This is a genomic window from Streptomyces sp. NPDC001843, assembly GCF_042891955.1.
GTDB lineage: Bacteria > Actinomycetota > Actinomycetes > Streptomycetales > Streptomycetaceae > Streptomyces.
Window position 1 is genome coordinate 977,852 of record NZ_JBIATQ010000001.1, and the last position, 16,469, is coordinate 994,320.

Annotated in this window: 15 protein-coding genes and 2 tRNA genes; 7 read left to right on the forward strand and 10 right to left on the reverse strand. The window is 69.4% G+C overall.

The features are described from left to right. Positions 1-99 precede the first annotated feature (99 nt). Positions 100-1,065, forward strand: a complete 966-nt coding sequence (locus tag ACFYZQ_RS04540; protein ID WP_389141479.1) for a hypothetical protein — start codon at positions 100-102, stop codon at positions 1,063-1,065. A gap of 78 nt (positions 1,066-1,143) precedes the next feature. Here ACFYZQ_RS04540 and clpX read toward each other — a convergent pair whose 3' ends face one another. From clpX to ACFYZQ_RS04565, 5 genes are all read right to left on the reverse strand, one after another. Then, entirely contained in the window at positions 1,144-2,430 is a 1,287-nt protein-coding gene (gene clpX / locus ACFYZQ_RS04545) for an ATP-dependent Clp protease ATP-binding subunit ClpX (protein WP_388787063.1), read from the reverse strand. 194 nt (positions 2,431-2,624) lie between these two features. After that, a complete protein-coding gene (locus ACFYZQ_RS04550) occupies positions 2,625-3,290 on the reverse strand; it encodes an ATP-dependent Clp protease proteolytic subunit (protein ID WP_388787060.1) in 666 nt (221 codons plus the stop codon). 70 nt (positions 3,291-3,360) lie between these two features. Beyond that, positions 3,361-3,966, reverse strand: coding sequence for an ATP-dependent Clp protease proteolytic subunit (locus ACFYZQ_RS04555; RefSeq protein WP_388789119.1), 606 nt, complete (start codon positions 3,964-3,966; stop codon positions 3,361-3,363). A gap of 320 nt (positions 3,967-4,286) precedes the next feature. Then, positions 4,287-5,696: a trigger factor gene (tig, locus tag ACFYZQ_RS04560; protein WP_389141481.1), complete on the reverse strand. Its 1,410-nt coding sequence runs from the start codon at positions 5,694-5,696 to the stop codon at positions 4,287-4,289. 179 nt (positions 5,697-5,875) lie between these two features. Continuing rightward, a tRNA-Pro gene (locus ACFYZQ_RS04565) sits at positions 5,876-5,952 on the reverse strand. A 162-nt stretch (positions 5,953-6,114) separates the two neighbouring features. Between ACFYZQ_RS04565 and ACFYZQ_RS04570 the strand changes: the two genes are divergently transcribed. Then, positions 6,115-6,185, forward strand: a tRNA-Gly gene (locus ACFYZQ_RS04570). A gap of 249 nt (positions 6,186-6,434) precedes the next feature. After that, positions 6,435-6,800, forward strand: a complete 366-nt coding sequence (locus ACFYZQ_RS04575; RefSeq protein ID WP_389141483.1) for a hypothetical protein — start codon at positions 6,435-6,437, stop codon at positions 6,798-6,800. A 460-nt stretch (positions 6,801-7,260) separates the two neighbouring features. Here the strand turns inward: ACFYZQ_RS04575 and ACFYZQ_RS04580 are convergent, their stop codons facing one another. After that, positions 7,261-7,455 (reverse strand): hypothetical protein, encoded by a 195-nt coding sequence (locus tag ACFYZQ_RS04580; RefSeq protein WP_388787054.1) that lies wholly within the window; start codon positions 7,453-7,455, stop codon positions 7,261-7,263. Between the two features lie 433 nt (positions 7,456-7,888). On the opposite strand from ACFYZQ_RS04580, the gene ACFYZQ_RS04585 reads away from it, so the two are divergent. Then, positions 7,889-9,082 (forward strand): acyltransferase family protein, encoded by a 1,194-nt coding sequence (locus tag ACFYZQ_RS04585; RefSeq protein WP_389141485.1) that lies wholly within the window; start codon positions 7,889-7,891, stop codon positions 9,080-9,082. Here the strand turns inward: ACFYZQ_RS04585 and ACFYZQ_RS04590 are convergent. Beyond that, entirely contained in the window at positions 9,079-9,558 is a 480-nt protein-coding gene (locus tag ACFYZQ_RS04590; RefSeq protein ID WP_389141487.1) for an HD domain-containing protein, read from the reverse strand. The genes ACFYZQ_RS04585 and ACFYZQ_RS04590 overlap by 4 nt on opposite strands. Next, entirely contained in the window at positions 9,555-9,701 is a 147-nt protein-coding gene (locus tag ACFYZQ_RS04595) for a hypothetical protein (protein WP_389141489.1), read from the reverse strand. The genes ACFYZQ_RS04590 and ACFYZQ_RS04595 overlap by 4 nt, the downstream gene beginning before the upstream one ends. Positions 9,702-9,752: 51 nt before the next feature. On the opposite strand from ACFYZQ_RS04595, the gene ACFYZQ_RS04600 reads away from it, so the two are divergent. Then, positions 9,753-10,412 (forward strand): GNAT family N-acetyltransferase, encoded by a 660-nt coding sequence (locus tag ACFYZQ_RS04600; protein ID WP_389141491.1) that lies wholly within the window; start codon positions 9,753-9,755, stop codon positions 10,410-10,412. Positions 10,413-10,425: 13 nt separating this feature from the next. Here the strand turns inward: ACFYZQ_RS04600 and ACFYZQ_RS04605 are convergent, their stop codons facing one another. Further along, positions 10,426-11,598, reverse strand: coding sequence for a PP2C family protein-serine/threonine phosphatase (locus tag ACFYZQ_RS04605; protein WP_389141493.1), 1,173 nt, complete (start codon positions 11,596-11,598; stop codon positions 10,426-10,428). 163 nt (positions 11,599-11,761) lie between these two features. On the opposite strand from ACFYZQ_RS04605, the gene ACFYZQ_RS04610 reads away from it, so the two are divergent. After that, positions 11,762-13,015, forward strand: a complete 1,254-nt coding sequence (locus ACFYZQ_RS04610) for a GNAT family N-acetyltransferase (protein WP_389141495.1) — start codon at positions 11,762-11,764, stop codon at positions 13,013-13,015. Between the two features lie 17 nt (positions 13,016-13,032). On the opposite strand, the gene ACFYZQ_RS04615 is transcribed toward ACFYZQ_RS04610, so the two are convergent. Further along, the gene (locus ACFYZQ_RS04615) at positions 13,033-13,467 is read right to left on the reverse strand and encodes an ANTAR domain-containing response regulator (RefSeq protein ID WP_389141497.1); all 435 of its coding nucleotides are present in this window, start codon (positions 13,465-13,467) and stop codon (positions 13,033-13,035) included. Between the two features lie 557 nt (positions 13,468-14,024). On the opposite strand from ACFYZQ_RS04615, the gene ACFYZQ_RS04620 reads away from it, so the two are divergent. After that, complete coding sequence (locus tag ACFYZQ_RS04620; protein ID WP_389141499.1) at positions 14,025-16,451, forward strand: glycosyltransferase; 2,427 nt, start codon at positions 14,025-14,027, stop codon at positions 16,449-16,451. The last annotated feature ends 18 nt before the right edge of the window (positions 16,452-16,469 follow it).

Here is a 16,469-nt window from a genome sequence, read left to right on the forward strand (position 1 = left end):
GCGTTTGTTCTGTAACGGTGGGGCCCCCGGTGCCGCGCCCCTCCTGTGCCTGGGCAAGGATGTCAGGGACACATAAGCAGTCTGGAGGGGAACCCAGAAATGAGTCACAACCAGCCGGGCCCGTACGGCGGGCAGCCCCAGCAGTCTGGACCGTACGGCCAGCCGGGGCAGCCTGGACCCTACGGCCAGCCGGGGCCCTACGGCCAGCCGCCGCAGACCCCCCAGCCCGGCTACGGCTACCCCCAGCAGGCCCCTCCGGCCCAGCCCGGCTACGGCTACCCCCAGCAGGGCGCGCCGCAGCAGCCGAACCCCTACCAGCAGCAGCCGTACGGCCAGCAGCCCTACCCCACCGTCCCGCAGCCGCCGGTGCCCGGCGGCGGCAAGAAGAAGACCGGACTGATCATCGGAGCGGTGGCGGTCGTGGCGGCCGTCGCGGTGGGGGCGTACTTCCTGCTCAGCGGGAGCGCCGGCTCGGACGTCGCCGACGACGGCCCGCACAAGCTGACGACGCCGGCCACGGTGATCAACGGAACATACAAGAAGACGGGTGACAGCAGTTCCACGGGCTCGATGAGCGACGACGACCTCGCCGACTTCGAGAAGTGGGGCGTGAAGAACGCCAAGCACGCCGGCGCCACTTACCGGAACGGGACGGGTCTGACCGCCAAGGGCCTTTCCTTCAGCGGTGTCTACGGCACCATCGACGACCCCGAGGCCGTCGTGGACGCCGCGTTCGCCAAGGTCAAGGAGGAGTCGCTGAAGGACCAGAGCGGCGAAAAGACCAAGGGCAAGCTGCTGGGCAGCCCGCAGACGGTCCACCCGGCAAACTTCGACGGCATCATGAAGTGCCAGGTGGCGCAGATCGACAATTCCGAAGCGGCGACGTCGAGCACGGGTGCCCCGAAGATCATGAAGCTGCCCTTCTGTATCTGGGGCGACCGCAGCACCGTCGCCGACGTCTCGGCGTTCAGCGTCGCGTCGCTCGCCTCGGGTGAGAGCGGGTCGGTCGACGACACGGCCGACCTCGCCGCCAAGCTCCGCAACGACGTGCGCGTAAAGGACTGACCTTCACAGGTACAACACCGAAGGGGCCCCGGTCGGTTGACCGGGGCCCCTTCGGTGTACGCGGACCGGCGTGGGCGGCTACGCCGTCTTCTGCTCGCCAGAGCCCCTCCCCCGGGCGTCCCGGGGGATCAGGGTCGGGTTGACGTTGGAGTGGACGACGTCCGGGGTGATGACGACCCGGGCGACGTCCTTGCGGGACGGGACCTCGTACATCACCGACATGAGGACCTCCTCCATGATGGCGCGCAGGCCGCGGGCGCCGGTCTGGCGGAGGATGGCCTGGTCGGCGATGGCCTCGAGGGCCTCACGCTCGAAGTCGAGTTCCACGCCGTCGAGTTCGAAGAGGCGCTGGTACTGCTTCACCAGGGCGTTGCGGGGCTCGACCAGGATCTGGAGCAGGGCCTCGCGGTCGAGGTTGTGGACCGAGGTGATCACGGGGAGGCGGCCGATGAACTCGGGGATCATGCCGAACTTGACCAGGTCCTCCGGCATGACGTCCTCGAAGACGTCCTTGGCCTCCAGCTCACGCTTGGAGCGGATCGTCGCACCGAAGCCGATGCCCTTCGCTCCGGCGCGGGCCTCGATGATCTTGTCCAGGCCCGCGAAGGCACCGCCCACGATGAACAGCACGTTCGTCGTGTCGATCTGGATGAACTCCTGGTGGGGGTGCTTGCGGCCGCCCTGCGGCGGAACCGAGGCGGTGGTGCCCTCGAGGATCTTCAGCAGCGCCTGCTGTACGCCCTCGCCCGAGACATCACGGGTGATCGACGGGTTCTCGCTCTTGCGGGCCACCTTGTCGATCTCGTCGATGTAGATGATCCCGGTCTCGGCCTTCTTGACGTCGTAGTCCGCCGCCTGGATCAGCTTGAGCAGGATGTTCTCGACGTCCTCGCCGACGTACCCCGCCTCCGTGAGCGCCGTCGCGTCGGCGATCGCGAAGGGGACGTTCAGCATGCGGGCCAGGGTCTGGGCGAGGAGTGTCTTGCCCGAGCCGGTGGGGCCCAGCAGGAGGATGTTGGACTTCGCCAGCTCGATGGCGTCGTCCCGGCCCTGCGCGCCGCCGTTCTCGCCGGCCTGGACCCGCTTGTAGTGGTTGTACACCGCGACCGAGAGCGCCTTCTTGGCGGCCTCCTGCCCGACCACGTACCCCTCGAGGAACTCGTAGATCTCGCGGGGCTTCGGGAGCTCCTCCCAGCGCACCTCGCTGGTCTCCGCGAGCTCCTCCTCGATGATCTCGTTGCAGAGGTCGATGCACTCGTCGCAGATGTACACACCGGGCCCTGCGATGAGCTTCTTGACCTGCTTCTGGCTCTTGCCGCAGAACGAGCACTTGAGCAGATCGCCGCCGTCACCGATGCGTGCCACGGTGTGCTTCCCCTTCGCCTGGGAGACGCCTGGACGTTACGAGTCCAGCGGCTCCTGGTGCTGCCTTATATCCGACGGTACCTTGCCGGGCCCCCCGTTCGGGCCCCCCTTGGCACGGTTCACTTTGACGTGCACCTTGCCGCGCACACGGTCAAACCGTGCCAAGGACGGCAGACGACAACATCACGCCCGCGTCAGCGGACGGATTCGTTGTTCATCTTCCGGGTCGAGATGATCTGGTCCACGATGCCGTACTCCAGCGCTTCCTCGGCCGTGAGGATCTTGTCGCGCTCGATGTCCTCGCGGACCTGCTCGAGCCCCCGGTTGGAGTGCTTCGCCAGCATGTTCTCAAGCTGCTCACGCATCCGGGTGAACTCGTTGGCGATGATCTCCAGGTCGGAGAGCTGCCCGCGGCCGGTGGAGCCGGCCGGCTGGTGGATCAGCACGCGGGAGTTCGGCAGCGCCATGCGCTTGCCCGGCGTACCGGCGGCGAGCAGGATGGCCGCGGCGGAGGCCGCCTGGCCCATGCAGACCGTCTGGATGTCGGGCTTCACGAACTGCATCGTGTCGTAGATCGCCGTGAGGGCGGTCATGTCGCCGCCGGGGCTGTTGATGTAGATCGAGATGTCCCGGTCGGGGTCCATCGACTCCAGGCACAGCAGCTGCGCCATGACGTCGTTGGCGGAGGCGTCGTCGATCTGGACGCCGAGGAAGATCACGCGCTCCTCGAAGAGCTTCGCGTACGGGTCGTACTCGCGGACGCCCTGGGAGGTGCGCTCGACGAAACGCGGGATCACGTAGCGGCTCTCGGGGCGCGGCCCCTCGTACTGGCCGCTCGCGGCGCCGGGGAAGTTGCTCATGGGGGTGTTCACCGTCCTGGTGGCGTTCTGGGGGCTGGAGTATCGGCGGTGCGTGGCGAAACCGGACAGGTCAGGCACCGGTGCCGCCGCCTCCCGGAATACCCGAGGCGTTCGTGATGATCTCGTCGATGAGACCGTACTCCTTGGCCTCTTCGGGGGTGAACCAGCGGTCGCGGTCGGCGTCGCGGAGGATCGTCTCGACCGACTGACCGGAGTGCAGCGCGGTCAGCTCGGTCATGGTCTTCTTGGTGCGCAGCAGGTACTGGGCCTGGATCTTGATGTCCGAGACCGTACCGCCCAGGCCCGCGGAGCCCTGGTGCATCATGATGTCCGTGTGCGGCAGGGCGAAGCGCTTGCCGGCGGTGCCGCCGGTGAGCAGGAACTGACCCATCGAGGCCGCCATGCCCATACCGATCGTGACCACGTCGTTCGGGATGTACTGCATGGTGTCGTAGATCGCCATGCCGGCCGTCACCGAGCCGCCGGGGCTGTTGATGTAGAGGTAGATGTCCTTGTGCGGGTCCGCGGCAAGGAGCAGCATCTGTGCGGTGATCTTGTTGGCGATGTCGTCGTCAACCTGCTGGCCGAGGAAGATGATCCGCTCGCCGAGCAGCCGGTTGTAGACCTGGTCGCCGAGGCCACCACCGATGGAAGGCTCGCCAGCGGCGGAGGGCATCAGATTCGTCACGTATCCACCTGCTCGTCTTTACGACGGCGCCGGGCCGTCTCACGTGTTCCCGTCCGGGGGCTTGCCCGGGGACTCCAGTCCCCTTGCCCTCGTACTCATGGACCCTAACGCGCTGGTCCCTTCGGGGAATCCCGGAGATGTGGGTGTTCGCCGGGGGCGTAGCGGCGGCCTCCGGCGGATCGGGGGGTGCGGCGGCCGTCGGGAGCGGTGCGGTGGCGGTGCGGTGTACGGCCTCCAGGTAGGCGGACGGGCCCCGGGGAACGATGTCCCCGGGGCCCGTCCCGAGTGCTTCAGAGGCGCCGTGGGGCTCAGCCCTCGGTCTTCTCCTCAGCGGCCTCCGGGGCCTCCGCGCCCTCGGTGGCCTCCGCGGCCGGAGCCTCGGCGGCCTCGGCCGTCTCGGTCTCCTCCTCGTCGTTCAGGTCGACGATCTCGCCGTTGGTGTCCTTCACCGTGGCGGCCTCGACCACGACGGCCAGGGCCTTGCCGCGGGCGACCTCGCCGACGAGGAGGGGCACCTGGCCGCCCTCGACGACGGCCTGGGCGAACTGGTCGGGGGACATGCCGGAGGAGGCCGCACGCCGCATGAGGTGCTCGGTGAGCTCCTCCTGGTTGACGTTGAGCTTCTCCTGCTTGACCAGCTCGTCGAGGACGAACTGGGTCTTGATGCCCTTGACCGCGGCCTCGCGGGTCTCGGTCTCGAACTCCTCGGCGGTCTTGCCCTGGAGCTCCAGGTACTTGTCGAGGGTGAGGCCCATCTGGCCGAGCTGGTGGTGCTCCAGGTTGTGCTTACGGGTGTTGATCTCGTCCTCGAGCAGCTTCTCGGGGACGGGCACCTCGACGAGCTCCAGCAGCTTGTCGAGGACACGCTCCTGGGCCTGGGTGGCCTGGTCGTACTGCTTCGTGTCGGCCAGCCGCTTGCGGCTGTCGGCCTTCAGCTCCTCGAGCGTGTCGAACTCGGAGGCGAGCTGCGCGAAGTCGTCGTCCAGCTCGGGCAGTTCGCGGGCGGCGACCTGGGTGACCTTGACGGTGACCTCGGCCTCCTTGCCCGCGGCGGAGCCGCCCTTCAGCTCGGAGGTGAAGGTGGCCTCCTCACCGGCGGACAGGCCCTTCACGGCGTCGTCGATGCCGTCCAGCAGCTCGCCGGAGCCGATCGTGTAGGAGACGCCCTCGGCGACGCCGTCCTCGAGGACCTCGCCGTCGACCTTGGCCTGCAGGTCGATGGTCACGACGTCGCCGTCCTCGGCGGCACGCTCGACCGGGGAGGTGGAGGCGAAGCGCTCGCGCAGCTGCTCGACCGCCTTCTCCACGTCCTCGTCGCTGACCTCGACGGCGTCGACCTCGACCTCGATGCCGGAGTAGTCCGGGATCTCGAGGACGGGGCGGATGTCGACCTCGGCGGTGAAGTTCAGCGTCTCGCCGTCCTTCAGCTCGGTGATGTCGACCTCGGGCTGGCCCAGCGGGCTGAGCTCGGCCTCGTTGACCGCCTCGGTGTAGAACTTCGGCAGCGCGTCGTTGACGGCCTCCTCCAGCACCGCACCGCGGCCGAACCGCTGGTCGATGACACGGGCCGGGATCTTGCCCTTGCGGAAGCCCTTCACCGTGACCTGCTGGTTGATCTTCTTGTACGCCGCGTCGAGGCTGTCCTTGAGCTCCTCGAAGGGCACCTCGACAGTGAGCCGAACCCGGGTCGGGTTCAGGGTCTCCACGGCGCTCTTCACGGTTCGGTCTCCTTGTGGCTGACTTCTTGGGTTCTGCCGGAGCCAGACAGGTCCGGCGGATTTCGCCGCCCGGAGGAGTTCGTAGGCCGAGTGGGCCGGGACACACGGGCGCGCAGCTTGCATAGTAACCGCGACCGGTCGGCGCCCCAAAAGGCGATCATCCCGGTGACATGAGTCGGTGGTCGGGGTGGCGGGATTTGAACCCACGGCCTTCCGCTCCCAAAGCGGACGCGCTACCAAGCTGCGCCACACCCCGTCTGGTGCGACACGTAGGGTACATCCCAGAACCGGCAGCGTCGGCCTCTTTCCCGGACGATCACCCCCGGGGGCGGACCCGCGGCCCAACCCGTTCGCCCGTACGGCATGCGACCCGCTACGATGCCTCTGTGCCGCGGTCCGGGGACCACGGCGCACCTGTGCGGGCGTAGCTCAATGGTAGAGCCCTAGTCTTCCAAACTAGCTACGCGGGTTCGATTCCCGTCGCCCGCTCTGTACGGCTCAGGGCCAGGCGGAGGACGATCCCTCCGCCTGGCCCTGAGTGTTTGTGGGACCGTGATCAGGTCCTCGTGCCCCCTGCGTGCCCCTGGGTGCCGTCGTGCACTCCCTCGGGCGCCTGGGTGGGGCTGCGGTTTCTCTGCCTCATCAAGCCCCGGCGCCGCTCCTGCCTTCGGCCCGCTCCGCCCGCGCTGCTCCGACGCGCGCCCACGTGTGGACAGGACGACTGACAGGATGCACTCCATGACGGAGTACACGTGGCCGAACGGTGTGGACGACCCGGCGCCCGAGGACGTACGACGTGCCTGGCCGGCAACCGTGACCGCGCTGCCGGTGGGCGCCGCCGTGACCGGCAAGGTCATCGGCCGACAGCCCTTCGGCGTATTCGTGGCGATCGACGGAGTGCCGGAGGCGGTGGGGCTGGCAGAGATCCATGGTTCACCGCGTGGAACCGTCCCTCCCCCACTGGGGTTCGCGATCAGTGGGAGCGTGGTCGATCACGCGGAGCACAACTTCCAAGTCAGGCTCAGACTCGATGACTGGGGAGATGAGCGCGCGCCCCTCCCACTGGCGCCTGACGAGCGCCTGACCGACCGCGAAGCTCTGTGAGGCTTCCTGAGGCGCCTTCGGCAGGACTGTGAGGCGAGCGGCGACCAATGGGAGAATCGGGCGCTGGACAGCTTCCTGGAGGCTCTGGAGGCATGGGTGGCCGACGCCCGGGGTGGTACGCGAACCACGGCCAGGAGATCCCGCCTGAGGGCGCGGCCACGGGGAACAGCGGGGAGTCTCGGCAAATGGTCGGAGAATCCGCAGGTCAGCGAACCGGCAGCTCAGCCCCGCCCGCACACGCGATCTGCCAAACCAGCTACGCGGGTTCGATTCCCGTCGCCCACTCTGTACAGCTCAGGGCCGGGCCGGAGGACGATTCCTCCGGCCCGGCCCTGATCGTTCTCCGGGGCTCCGACGGGCCCACATGAGCCTCGGCCGAGCCGATGACCGCCTGCCCGCGGGCCGACGACAGGGGCCGGAAGCCAGGGGACCTGGGCGGCCGGGGGCCGGGGGCCGGGGGTCAGAATCTGATGGAGTTGATCGAGTCCGCTATCGAGTTCAGGAACCGCTGGATGGACGGCGCCATCCCGGTCGAGGCCAGGAAGAAGCCGAACAGCACCGCGACGATCGCGGGGCCGGCCTTGATGTTCCCCCCTCTGATCAGCACCACAAGGATGATCGCCAACAGCAGCACCACAGACAGTGAAATGGCCACAACTGATCACGCCCTCGGTCGGTCCGCACTCCCGCAACCATCGTGCCACCAACCGGCCCGCCCTATGCGGCACGTGACACAACGTTCGCCCAGCCGTGGCCAAGTGCGGTGCGACGCACAGTAATTCGAGGCCGCACCCGGGCGTGTAGCCACTGGGATCCCGCAGGGAATTACACAACTTCGTTTCCCTGGCCACACATCCCGTGCGCAGGTAATTCGAATTGTTGCTACAGAGACACCCTTATGCACCAATTCGTCGGGATGAATCGGGACATCAAGGCCGAGCGATACCCCTCCCCGGGGCATTGATGTGCCCGCCGTCACGCGGCCCGGCACGTCGACTCCGGCCAATACGGGGGTACCCGCAGTCCGTTAACCAGGAATGACGCACGGGGTTTTACGAAATCACTCAACCGACGCTAGGGTCCCTGAGATGTTTGACGCCGCCTCGTCCCACGGCCAGCACCGCAGGCCACTCCCCCCGGCACAGTCGCCGGCCGAGGGAGTGCCCAGTCCGCGTACCCCAACGGGTGCGCGACAGTCCCCGCAGGCGGACAGATCCGGCAAGACGCGCGACGCGTTCTTCGACAACGCCAAGTACCTGGCGATCGTGCTGGTCGCCATGGGCCACTCGTGGGAGCCCCTGAAGGGCGACAGCCGAATCCTCGAGGCCCTGTACACGGTCGTGTACACCTTCCACATGCCGGCGTTCATCATCATCTCCGGCTTCTTCTCGCGCAGTTTCGACATGCGCCCCGACCGGCTGAAGCGGCTGATCACGGGCGTCGCCGTGCCGTACGTCGTGTTCGAGACCGCCTACTCGCTCTTCAAGCGGTACGTCGAGCACTCCCCCGGCCAGGAGATCAGCCTCCTCGACCCCTGGTACCTGACCTGGTTCCTGTGCGCCCTGTTCGTGTGGCGGCTGACCACGCCCATCTGGAAACTGGTCCGCTGGCCGCTCCCGGTCGCACTCGGCATCGCCATGCTGGCCTCCGTCAGCCCGAGCATCGGTGACGACCTGGACCTGCAGCGCGTGCTGCAGTTCCTGCCGTACTTCGTGCTGGGCCTGTGCATGAAGCCCGAGCACTTCCAGCTGGTGCGCCGCCGCTGGGTCCGGGCCGCCGCCGTGCCGGTGTTCGCGGCCGCGCTGGTGTTCGGCTGGTGGGCGGTGCCGCGTATGAACACCGCGTGGTTCTACCACCGGGACTCCGCGCAGGAGCTGGGCGGTCCGTGGTGGTCGGGCCCGGTCATGGCGGTCGCCATGTTCGGCTGCTCCCTGCTGCTGACCGCCTGCTTCTTCGCCTGGGTGCCGCGGCGGAAGATGTGGTTCACCGCGCTGGGCGCGGGCACGCTGTACGGCTACCTGCTGCACGGCTTCCTGGTGAAGTACGCCGACTACCGGGGCTGGCTCGACAACCCGGTCTTCCACCACCCGCTCGGCGAGATCCTGGTGACCGCCGTCGCCGCCACCGCCGTCACGTTGCTGTGCACCGCCCCCGTGCGGCGCGTGTTCCGCTTCGTCATGGAGCCGCAGATGAACTGGGCGTTCAAGCAGGACGCCGCGGAACTCGCCCGCGAACGCCAGCAGAAGGAACGCGAACGCGAACGCGAGAAGGTCAGCGCCTAGACCTCGTCAATCCCCGGCAGTCCCCCGAGACCGAGAAGTGCGCGCATCCGCGTGTACTTCTCGGTCAGTCGTCTCCGGGTCGCCTCGTCCAGTACGGCCAGCCGGTCCGGGTCCGCGTTGTGGGCGAGGTCGGCCTCCTTCACCAGCAGCGCGCCGGGCGTGGCGAGGATGCGCCGCGCGTACGCCTCCGGTCCCTCCCCGGCCCGTTTGGTGACCGCCAGCACGATGTCCTTCGTACGGCGGCTCAGCGCGGCCCCCGCCAGCCAGTCGGCGGACAGGACGTCGTCCTCGACCGCGTCGTGCAGCCAGCCCGCCGCGATCTGCGCCTCGTCGCCGCCCCGGCTCCGCACCCCCTCCGCGACGGCCCGCAGATGCTCGGCGTACGGCCGCCCCGCCTTGTCGGTCTGCCCGGCGTGGGCGGCACACGCGAGGGCCTCGACCTGGGCCAGGGTCAGCAGGGGCTGTGTCTCGGTCACTCCCCCAGTGTCTCCCGGCGCCGCGCGGCCACGGCGCCCTGCGCGCCGGTGGCGTCCCGCAGGAGCGTCGGCATCTCGGCGACGGTGCCGGCCGCAGTTCCACCCCACTCCTCGATTGCCTCGCACCCGCTGACACTCTTCATGGTGTAATAGGCACAACCTGATTCGGTCTATTACATTCATCAGGAGGGTTCGTGACGTTCGCCAACACCACGGACACCGTCCGGGCGTGGGTCGACGGATGGGCCGTGTCGCGGGGCACGGCCGAACCGGCACCTCGGCCCTGGGGGTTCACCATCGACGTCGGTCTGCCCCACGAGGTGGCGCGGCATGTGCTGCCCGCCGCCGACGAGGCGACCGTGCGCAAGATCGCCGAGAACACCACTGCACCCGGAATCTGGCTGAAGACCTTCGTGGCGCCGCAAAGCCTGGAGGCCTGGCTGCCGTCCGGCTGGGCGCTCGCGGGCGGCCGGTGCTTCCTGATGGCCGCCTCGCTGCACACCGGCGGGACGGCGGGCGACGTTCCGGACGGCTACCGGCTGAGCAGTTGGAGCCGGGCCGGGGTGACCCGGGTGCTGGTCCGTGCCCCCGATGGCGCGTTCGCGGCGCGCGGGCAGGTCGCGGTCACCGGCGATACCGCCGTCGTCGACCAGGTGGAGACCGATCCCTCGCACCAGCGGCGGGGGCTCGGACGTCTGGTGATGCGGACGCTCGCCCGCACCGCGGCCCAGACGGGGGCGACGGCGGCGGTGCTGGGCGCGACGGTCGAGGGGCGCGCGTTGTACGAGACCGTGGGCTGGCGGGTGGTGGCGCCGCTGACCGCGGCCACACGGGTCGGAGCGGCGGACTTGTAGGGCCCGAGCCGGCTCAGTGTGCCGCCGGGGAGGCCTCACGGCAGATCAGCAGCAGCGCCCGGTCGTCGTTGACGTCCTTCGCGACCGCCTCGATGAGGTGCCAGGCCGCCCCGTGGAAGCCGCCGGCGACATAGCGGTCGGCCTCGCCGGTGAGACGGTCGATGCCCTCGACGATGTCGCGGTCGGAGGTCTCCACCAGACCGTCCGTGAACAGCATCAACACGTCCCCCGGGCGCAGCGAGCCCTTCACCGGGTCGAACTGGGCGCCGTCGTACACACCGAGGAGCGGGCCCTCGGCGGCCTTCTCCTCCCAGCGCCCGCTGCCCGCGCTGAGCTGCAGCCCCGGCGGATGGCCCGCCGAGTACAACTCGTAGTCCCCGGAGTCGAGATCCAGGACCAGGTGGATCGAGGTCGCGAAGCCCTCCTCCCAGTCCTGCCGCAGCAGATAGCCGTTGGCCGCCGGCAGGAAGGCGTGCGGGGGCAGGGAGCCCAGCAGCCCGCCGAACGCCCCCGACAGCAGCAGCGCCCGCGAACCCGCGTCCATGCCCTTGCCGGAAACGTCCGTGAGCACGACCTCCAGCGTCCGCCCGCCGTTCGTACGGGCCGCCACCACGAAGTCGCCCGAGAACGACTGGCCGCCGGCGGGGCGCAACGCCATCTCCCGGTGCCAGCCCTGCGGCAGCTTCGGCAGCTTGCTCTGCACCCGGATCCGCTCGCGCAGGTCGAACAGCATCGTGCCGCCGCGCCGCCAGGGCACGCCCACCCGGCTGCGGAACTGCGCGGTGAGCAGCCCGAAGAACCCGCAGGCGGCGACGACGAGCACCACACCCGGCGTGACCCTGGACGGTCCCTCGGTGTAGGGCCCCAGTCGCACCGACTCCACGATCAGCGCCGTGGCCGCCGCCGCGTACAGCCCGAGCAGACTCGCGGGGCGCAGCAGCAGACCGCCCGCCACGATCGGCAGCACCAGCGTGGCCGGTGAGCACCACACCGAGTTGGCGAGGGTCATCGCCGCGAGCACCGGGATGATCAGCAGCAGTCCGGCCAGCGCGATCCAGTCCGAGCCGTCGCCGCGGAAGTAGTCCACCGCGCTTCTGCGCACGCCGACGCGGGCCCGGTGCCACTGGATCTTCCACCGGGCCGTGAACGTCTCGGCCTTCGCGCGCCGTTCTCGTCCTGCTGCCATTAGTTCGGGACCCTATCCATCGGACCAGCCACTTGGCACGGGAGGTCCGACTTATCCCCCGTCCGAGGCTCAACGTCACAGTGAACTTCACCGGACGCCGTTCCGTCGCAATCCCGCGGAAATTCGGTCGCCCGCTCCGACAACGCGCTGGTACGCATGGTGCATGGCGACAGACCGTGCGAGTAGTCCTGTGACCGATCTCCGGGCGCTGCGGCCGGGCGAATGGGACCAGTGGTACGACAGCCTGCTCCGGGCCTTCGGCGGGGTTCCGGAGGCGGCCGAGGAGCGGGAGTTGTGGGCTTCGCTCACCGAGACCGGGCGTTCGATCGGCGTCTGGGACGGTGACGTGGTCATCGGCACGGCTGGAGCCTTCAGTTTTCGGCTGACGGTGCCCGGTGGCGCCTCGGTGCCGGCAGCCGGGGTCACCATGGTCAGTGTGGCCGCCACGCACCGGCGGCGCGGTGTGCTCACCTCGATGATGCGGCGGCAGTTGGACGACGTACGGTCCTGGGGCTGGCCGCTGGCGGTGCTGACGGCGTCCGAACCGGCCATCTACGGGCGGTTCGGGTACGGCGTGGGGACGTACCACGTCAACGCGCGGATCGACACGACCCGGGTACGGCTGTCGGTACCGCCCGGCACCGACGGCGTAAGGCTGCGGTACGCCGCCCCTGCCGACGTCCTCGACGCGTGCGAGGCCCTGTACGCCCGGCGGGTGCCACTGCGGCCGGGAATGGTGGCGCGGGCGCCCGGCTGGGAGCGGCTGATGCTGCTGGACCCGGCGAGCGAGCGGGACGGGGCGTCGCCGTTGCAGTGCGTGGCCGCCGAGCGGGACGGGGAGTTGGTGGGGTACGCGCGGTTCCGGGTCAAGCCGGTCTGGGAGCCGGCCGGGGCCAGGGGGACGGTGTTGCTGGAGGACATGGAGGCGCTGGACCCGGCGGCGCACGCCGCGGTGTGGCGGTTCCTGTTCGACATCGACCTGACTTCGGTGATCGACGCGCGACGGCGGCCGGTGGACGAGCCCTGGCAGTTCCTGGTGTCCGACATCCGGCGGTGCGAACTGCTGGTACGGGACTCGCTGCACGTGCGGCTGGTGGACGTCGGCGCGGCACTCGAGGCGCGCGCCTACCAGGTGCCGCTCGATGTCGTGTTCGAGGTCGAGGACGCCTTCTGCCCGTGGAACGCCGGGCGTTGGCGGCTCACGGGAGATGCGAAGGGCGCGTGGTGCGCGCGGACCGAGGACCCGGCCGATCTCGCGCTCAGCGTGCGTGAGTTGGGGTCGGCGTACCTGGGCGGCGTCTCGCTCACCTCGCTGGCGGCGGCCGGGCTGGTACGGGAGCTGCGGGACGGTGCGCTGGCGGAGGCGTCGGCGGGGTTCGGGTCGGCGGTGGCGCCGTGGCTGCCGCACGGGTTCTAGAAGGGCGGGCCCACGGGTCAGCCGCTGGGGCCGGTACGGACGTGAGCGCGTGGCGCGGGTGCTGCCGGCCGGGGGGCCACCGGTGGCAGACCGGCGATCTGCTGGAGGACGTCGGCCGCCACCGCGCGGACCTTCCGTCGTTCCCGCCGGGATGTGGTGACGAGAATCTTGAAGGCGTCGATCTCGTCGCAACCGTGCAGCACCATGAGGGCGCCCTTGGCTCGTTCTATGACGGAGCGCCCTTCCAGGGCCTCCTTGAGCTGCTGGTTCTCGGCGCGCAGGGCTTCCAGCCCGGCGGGTGCCGAGGGCGGAAGGACCTCGGGGAAGTCTCGCCGCAGCTGCTCGCCGAGACTGGCCAGCGTCGACACCAGGACACCGACGGTCGCGACGACGGCTGCCATGCGCTCGCCTCTGTCCGATGCCTGACCGGCTTCGTACGGGTCTGACTTCATGCGCCCATGCTGACCATAAATCACATCGGCGAACCAGTCTTCCCAAAGGGTTTATTTAGGTGTAACCGACGAAAGCCCGATTACGGGCCAACACCCCCGGAACCATGTGTTCCGGCTTGGCTTTCCGCGTCACGATTCACCGCAAATGATGCCAAAAGGGTCGCAGTATGTGAACGTTGCGGAAAATATTCACGAGTTGCCACCAAACACTCCACAAACACTGACCGGCACCGCTAGCCTCGTCCCGGCGTCGCACCCGCCCCCCACGTGCTTGCCGTCCACTGCTCCTGACCATGGACCAGGCGAGAACCGCGAAGGTTCTCAGCACGTCCCCCTTGCCGCGTCGAGACCGTACGCCGACAGGGGTCGCCGTACTCCTTCACGCCCGCTCACGGGACCCCGGAGACGTCGGCCGCTGCTGTGCTGCGCGGCTGTCCCGGGTTCCGCGTTCCCCAGGGGGGACCTCTCAGATGGCGCAACTGACCTCTGCACCCGTCGGAACCGAGGCAGTCGAACTCGGTGGCGGACTCGATGCCGCCCCGCCCCGGCTGACTCTGGTGATACCCACCCGAAACGAGAAGGACAGCGTCCCGCTGCTGCTGGCGCGGCTGACCCCGGCACTGACCGGGCTCGACGCGGAACTGCTCTTCGTCGACGACAGCGACGACGCGACCCCGGACGTCCTCGCTGGCCTCGCCCCGGACAGCCCCATTCCCGTGCGGCTGCTGCACCGGCCGCCCGGTTCGCGCGGCGGCGGCCTCTCCGGCGCCGTCGTCACCGGCGCCCGGCACGCCAGAGGCGGCTGGGTCCTGGTGATGGACGCGGACCTGCAGCATCCGCCGGAGGCAGCGGCCCTGTTGGCGCGCACGGCGATGCGCGGCGGCATGGACATCGTCGTCGGCACCCGCTACGCGGGCACCGGGTCGAGTGCCGGACTGTCCGGCACCTCCAGACTGCTGACCTCGACCGCCTCGACCCGGATGGTCAAGACGGTCTTCCCACGACGGCTGGCGACCGTCAGCGATCCGCTGAGCGGCCTGTTCGCGTTCCGCACCGACGCGGTGGACCTGGACGGACTCAACCCGCTCGGCTTCAAGATCCTGCTGGAGATGCTCGTCCGTCACCCGTCGCTGCGCGTCGCGGAGGTCGCCTACGCCTTCGCGTCCCGCGAGGCCGGCGACTCCAAGGCCTCCTTCCGTGAGGGGCTGGCATTCCTCCGGCACGTGACACGGCTGCGCCGCGACCGGCTCGTCGGCCAGCTCCGCGAGAAACCCGCCGACCGGAGCGCACGCCTTCGGCAACTGATGCGGTTCCTGGGGTTCGGACTGGTCGGGCTCTCCGGGGTCGCGGTCAACACCGCCGCGCTGTGGCTGCTGTTCGACCGGTTCGGGGTGCACCATCTGGTCGCCGCCGCACTGGCCACCCAGGCATCCACCACGTGGAACTTCCTCCTGGTGGAGGGTCTGGTCTACCGGGGCCGCGGCTCCGGCAGCTTCAAGGGGCGCGCGCTGCGCTTCTTCTCCCTCAACAACCTGCTGTTGATCGGAAGACTCCCTCTGCTGCAGGCGCTGGTGGTGTCGGGGCTGGGCGTGCTCACGGCCAACGCGGCCACGCTCGTACTGCTCTTCCTGCTGCGCTTCCTGGTCAGTGACCGCGTGATCTACGGAACAGGCGCGGCCAGGGCAGGCGGCCGCGACCCGGTACGGCTGCTCGTCGACCCAGGTCCGGTGGCCACCGCGGCGGGACTGCACCGCGCCGCCGGCCGCAAGCGGTCGACGTACCTGCCGTACCGCTACGACGTGGCCGGCACCGTCACGATCGGCTCCCAGATCCGCCTGCCCGAACTCGAGTTCTTCCGCGCCCAGTGGATCGCGGACGACGAGGTGGACATCGCCGTACGGGTCGGGGACGTCGGCCGTCGGTCCCCGCACCGCCGGGCCTCGCTGACCCAGCAGGCGCAGCCCGCCGAGGCGGCCGCGATCCGTTACGAGGAACACCTCGGACGCTTCGGCGCGAACTTCAGCGTGCGTCTGGGGAAGCAGATCAGGGTGGAGATCGGACCACTGCTGGCCCGCTCGCCGCACGTCGTCTACACCAACGTGCTGGAGGCGCTGCTCCGGTTCGTCCTGATCTCCCGCGGCCGTATGCTGCTGCACTCCGCGTGCGTCGAGCTGGACGGCGTCGGGGTGATGCTGTCCGCCCTGACCGACACCGGCAAGACGGCGACCGTCCTGCGGCTGCTGCGCGAGCACGGCGGGCGGTTCCTGTCGGACGACATGACGGTGGTGGACGCCGACGGCAACGCGGTGTGCTTCCCCAAGCCGCTGACGATCAGCTCGCACACCCTGCGCGCGGTGAACGCCAGTGACCTGACCCGCGCCGAGTGGCGCAGACTGAACCTGCAGAGTCGTCTGCACTCCAAGGGCGGCCGTTCGCTGGCACTCGCCCTGGCCCGCTTCAACGTGCCGATCATGGGCATCAACGCGGTCACCCAGATTTTGGTGCCGCCGCCGAAGTACAGCGTCGACCGGCTGGTTCCGTGCCGTATGGGCAGCACCACCAGGGTCGAGGAGCTGTTCGTCATCGAGCGCGGCACCCCGGGCCTGCGCGACCTGGACCAGGGCGAGGCACTGGAGCGGATGCTCGTCAACACGGAGGACGCGTACGGTTTCCCGCCCTACCGCTACTTCGCCCCGGCGATCACCATCGGCGGGCTGACGTATCCGCAGCTCAAAGCGCTGGAGCGGGAGATCCTGGGCGGCTTCCTGTCCGGGGTGCGCACCCGGGTGCTGGCCTCGGACCGCTTCGGATGGGCCGACGAGATCCCCCGGCTGCTCGCCGAAGAGCGCGGAGGGACGACGGACCCGAACGGCAGCACGCCGACGGCGGCCGTGCCACAGCGGGCGGCCGAGGAGGAGGGGGCGCGGGCCGAGGCCTGGCCGCGCTGGGGAGTCCGCCTGACCCCCGGGCCGATCGCGTCGTGAAAGAGCCCACCAAGTCGC

Excerpts from the sequence above, each read along its gene's own strand:
- ACFYZQ_RS04585 (WP_389141485.1), top strand. The coding sequence starts at position 7,889 with ATGTTTGACGCCGCCTCGTCCCACGGCCAGCACCGCAGGCCACTCCCC.
- ACFYZQ_RS04605 (WP_389141493.1), bottom strand. The coding sequence starts at position 11,598 with ATGGCAGCAGGACGAGAACGGCGCGCGAAGGCCGAGACGTTCACGGCC.
- ACFYZQ_RS04575 (WP_389141483.1), top strand. The coding sequence starts at position 6,435 with ATGACGGAGTACACGTGGCCGAACGGTGTGGACGACCCGGCGCCCGAG.
- ACFYZQ_RS04555 (WP_388789119.1), bottom strand. The coding sequence starts at position 3,966 with ATGCCCTCCGCCGCTGGCGAGCCTTCCATCGGTGGTGGCCTCGGCGAC.
- ACFYZQ_RS04540 (WP_389141479.1), top strand. The coding sequence starts at position 100 with ATGAGTCACAACCAGCCGGGCCCGTACGGCGGGCAGCCCCAGCAGTCT.
- ACFYZQ_RS04550 (WP_388787060.1), bottom strand. The coding sequence starts at position 3,290 with ATGAGCAACTTCCCCGGCGCCGCGAGCGGCCAGTACGAGGGGCCGCGC.
- ACFYZQ_RS04615 (WP_389141497.1), bottom strand. The coding sequence starts at position 13,467 with ATGAAGTCAGACCCGTACGAAGCCGGTCAGGCATCGGACAGAGGCGAG.
- ACFYZQ_RS04595 (WP_389141489.1), bottom strand. The coding sequence starts at position 9,701 with ATGAAGAGTGTCAGCGGGTGCGAGGCAATCGAGGAGTGGGGTGGAACT.
- ACFYZQ_RS04610 (WP_389141495.1), top strand. The coding sequence starts at position 11,762 with ATGGCGACAGACCGTGCGAGTAGTCCTGTGACCGATCTCCGGGCGCTG.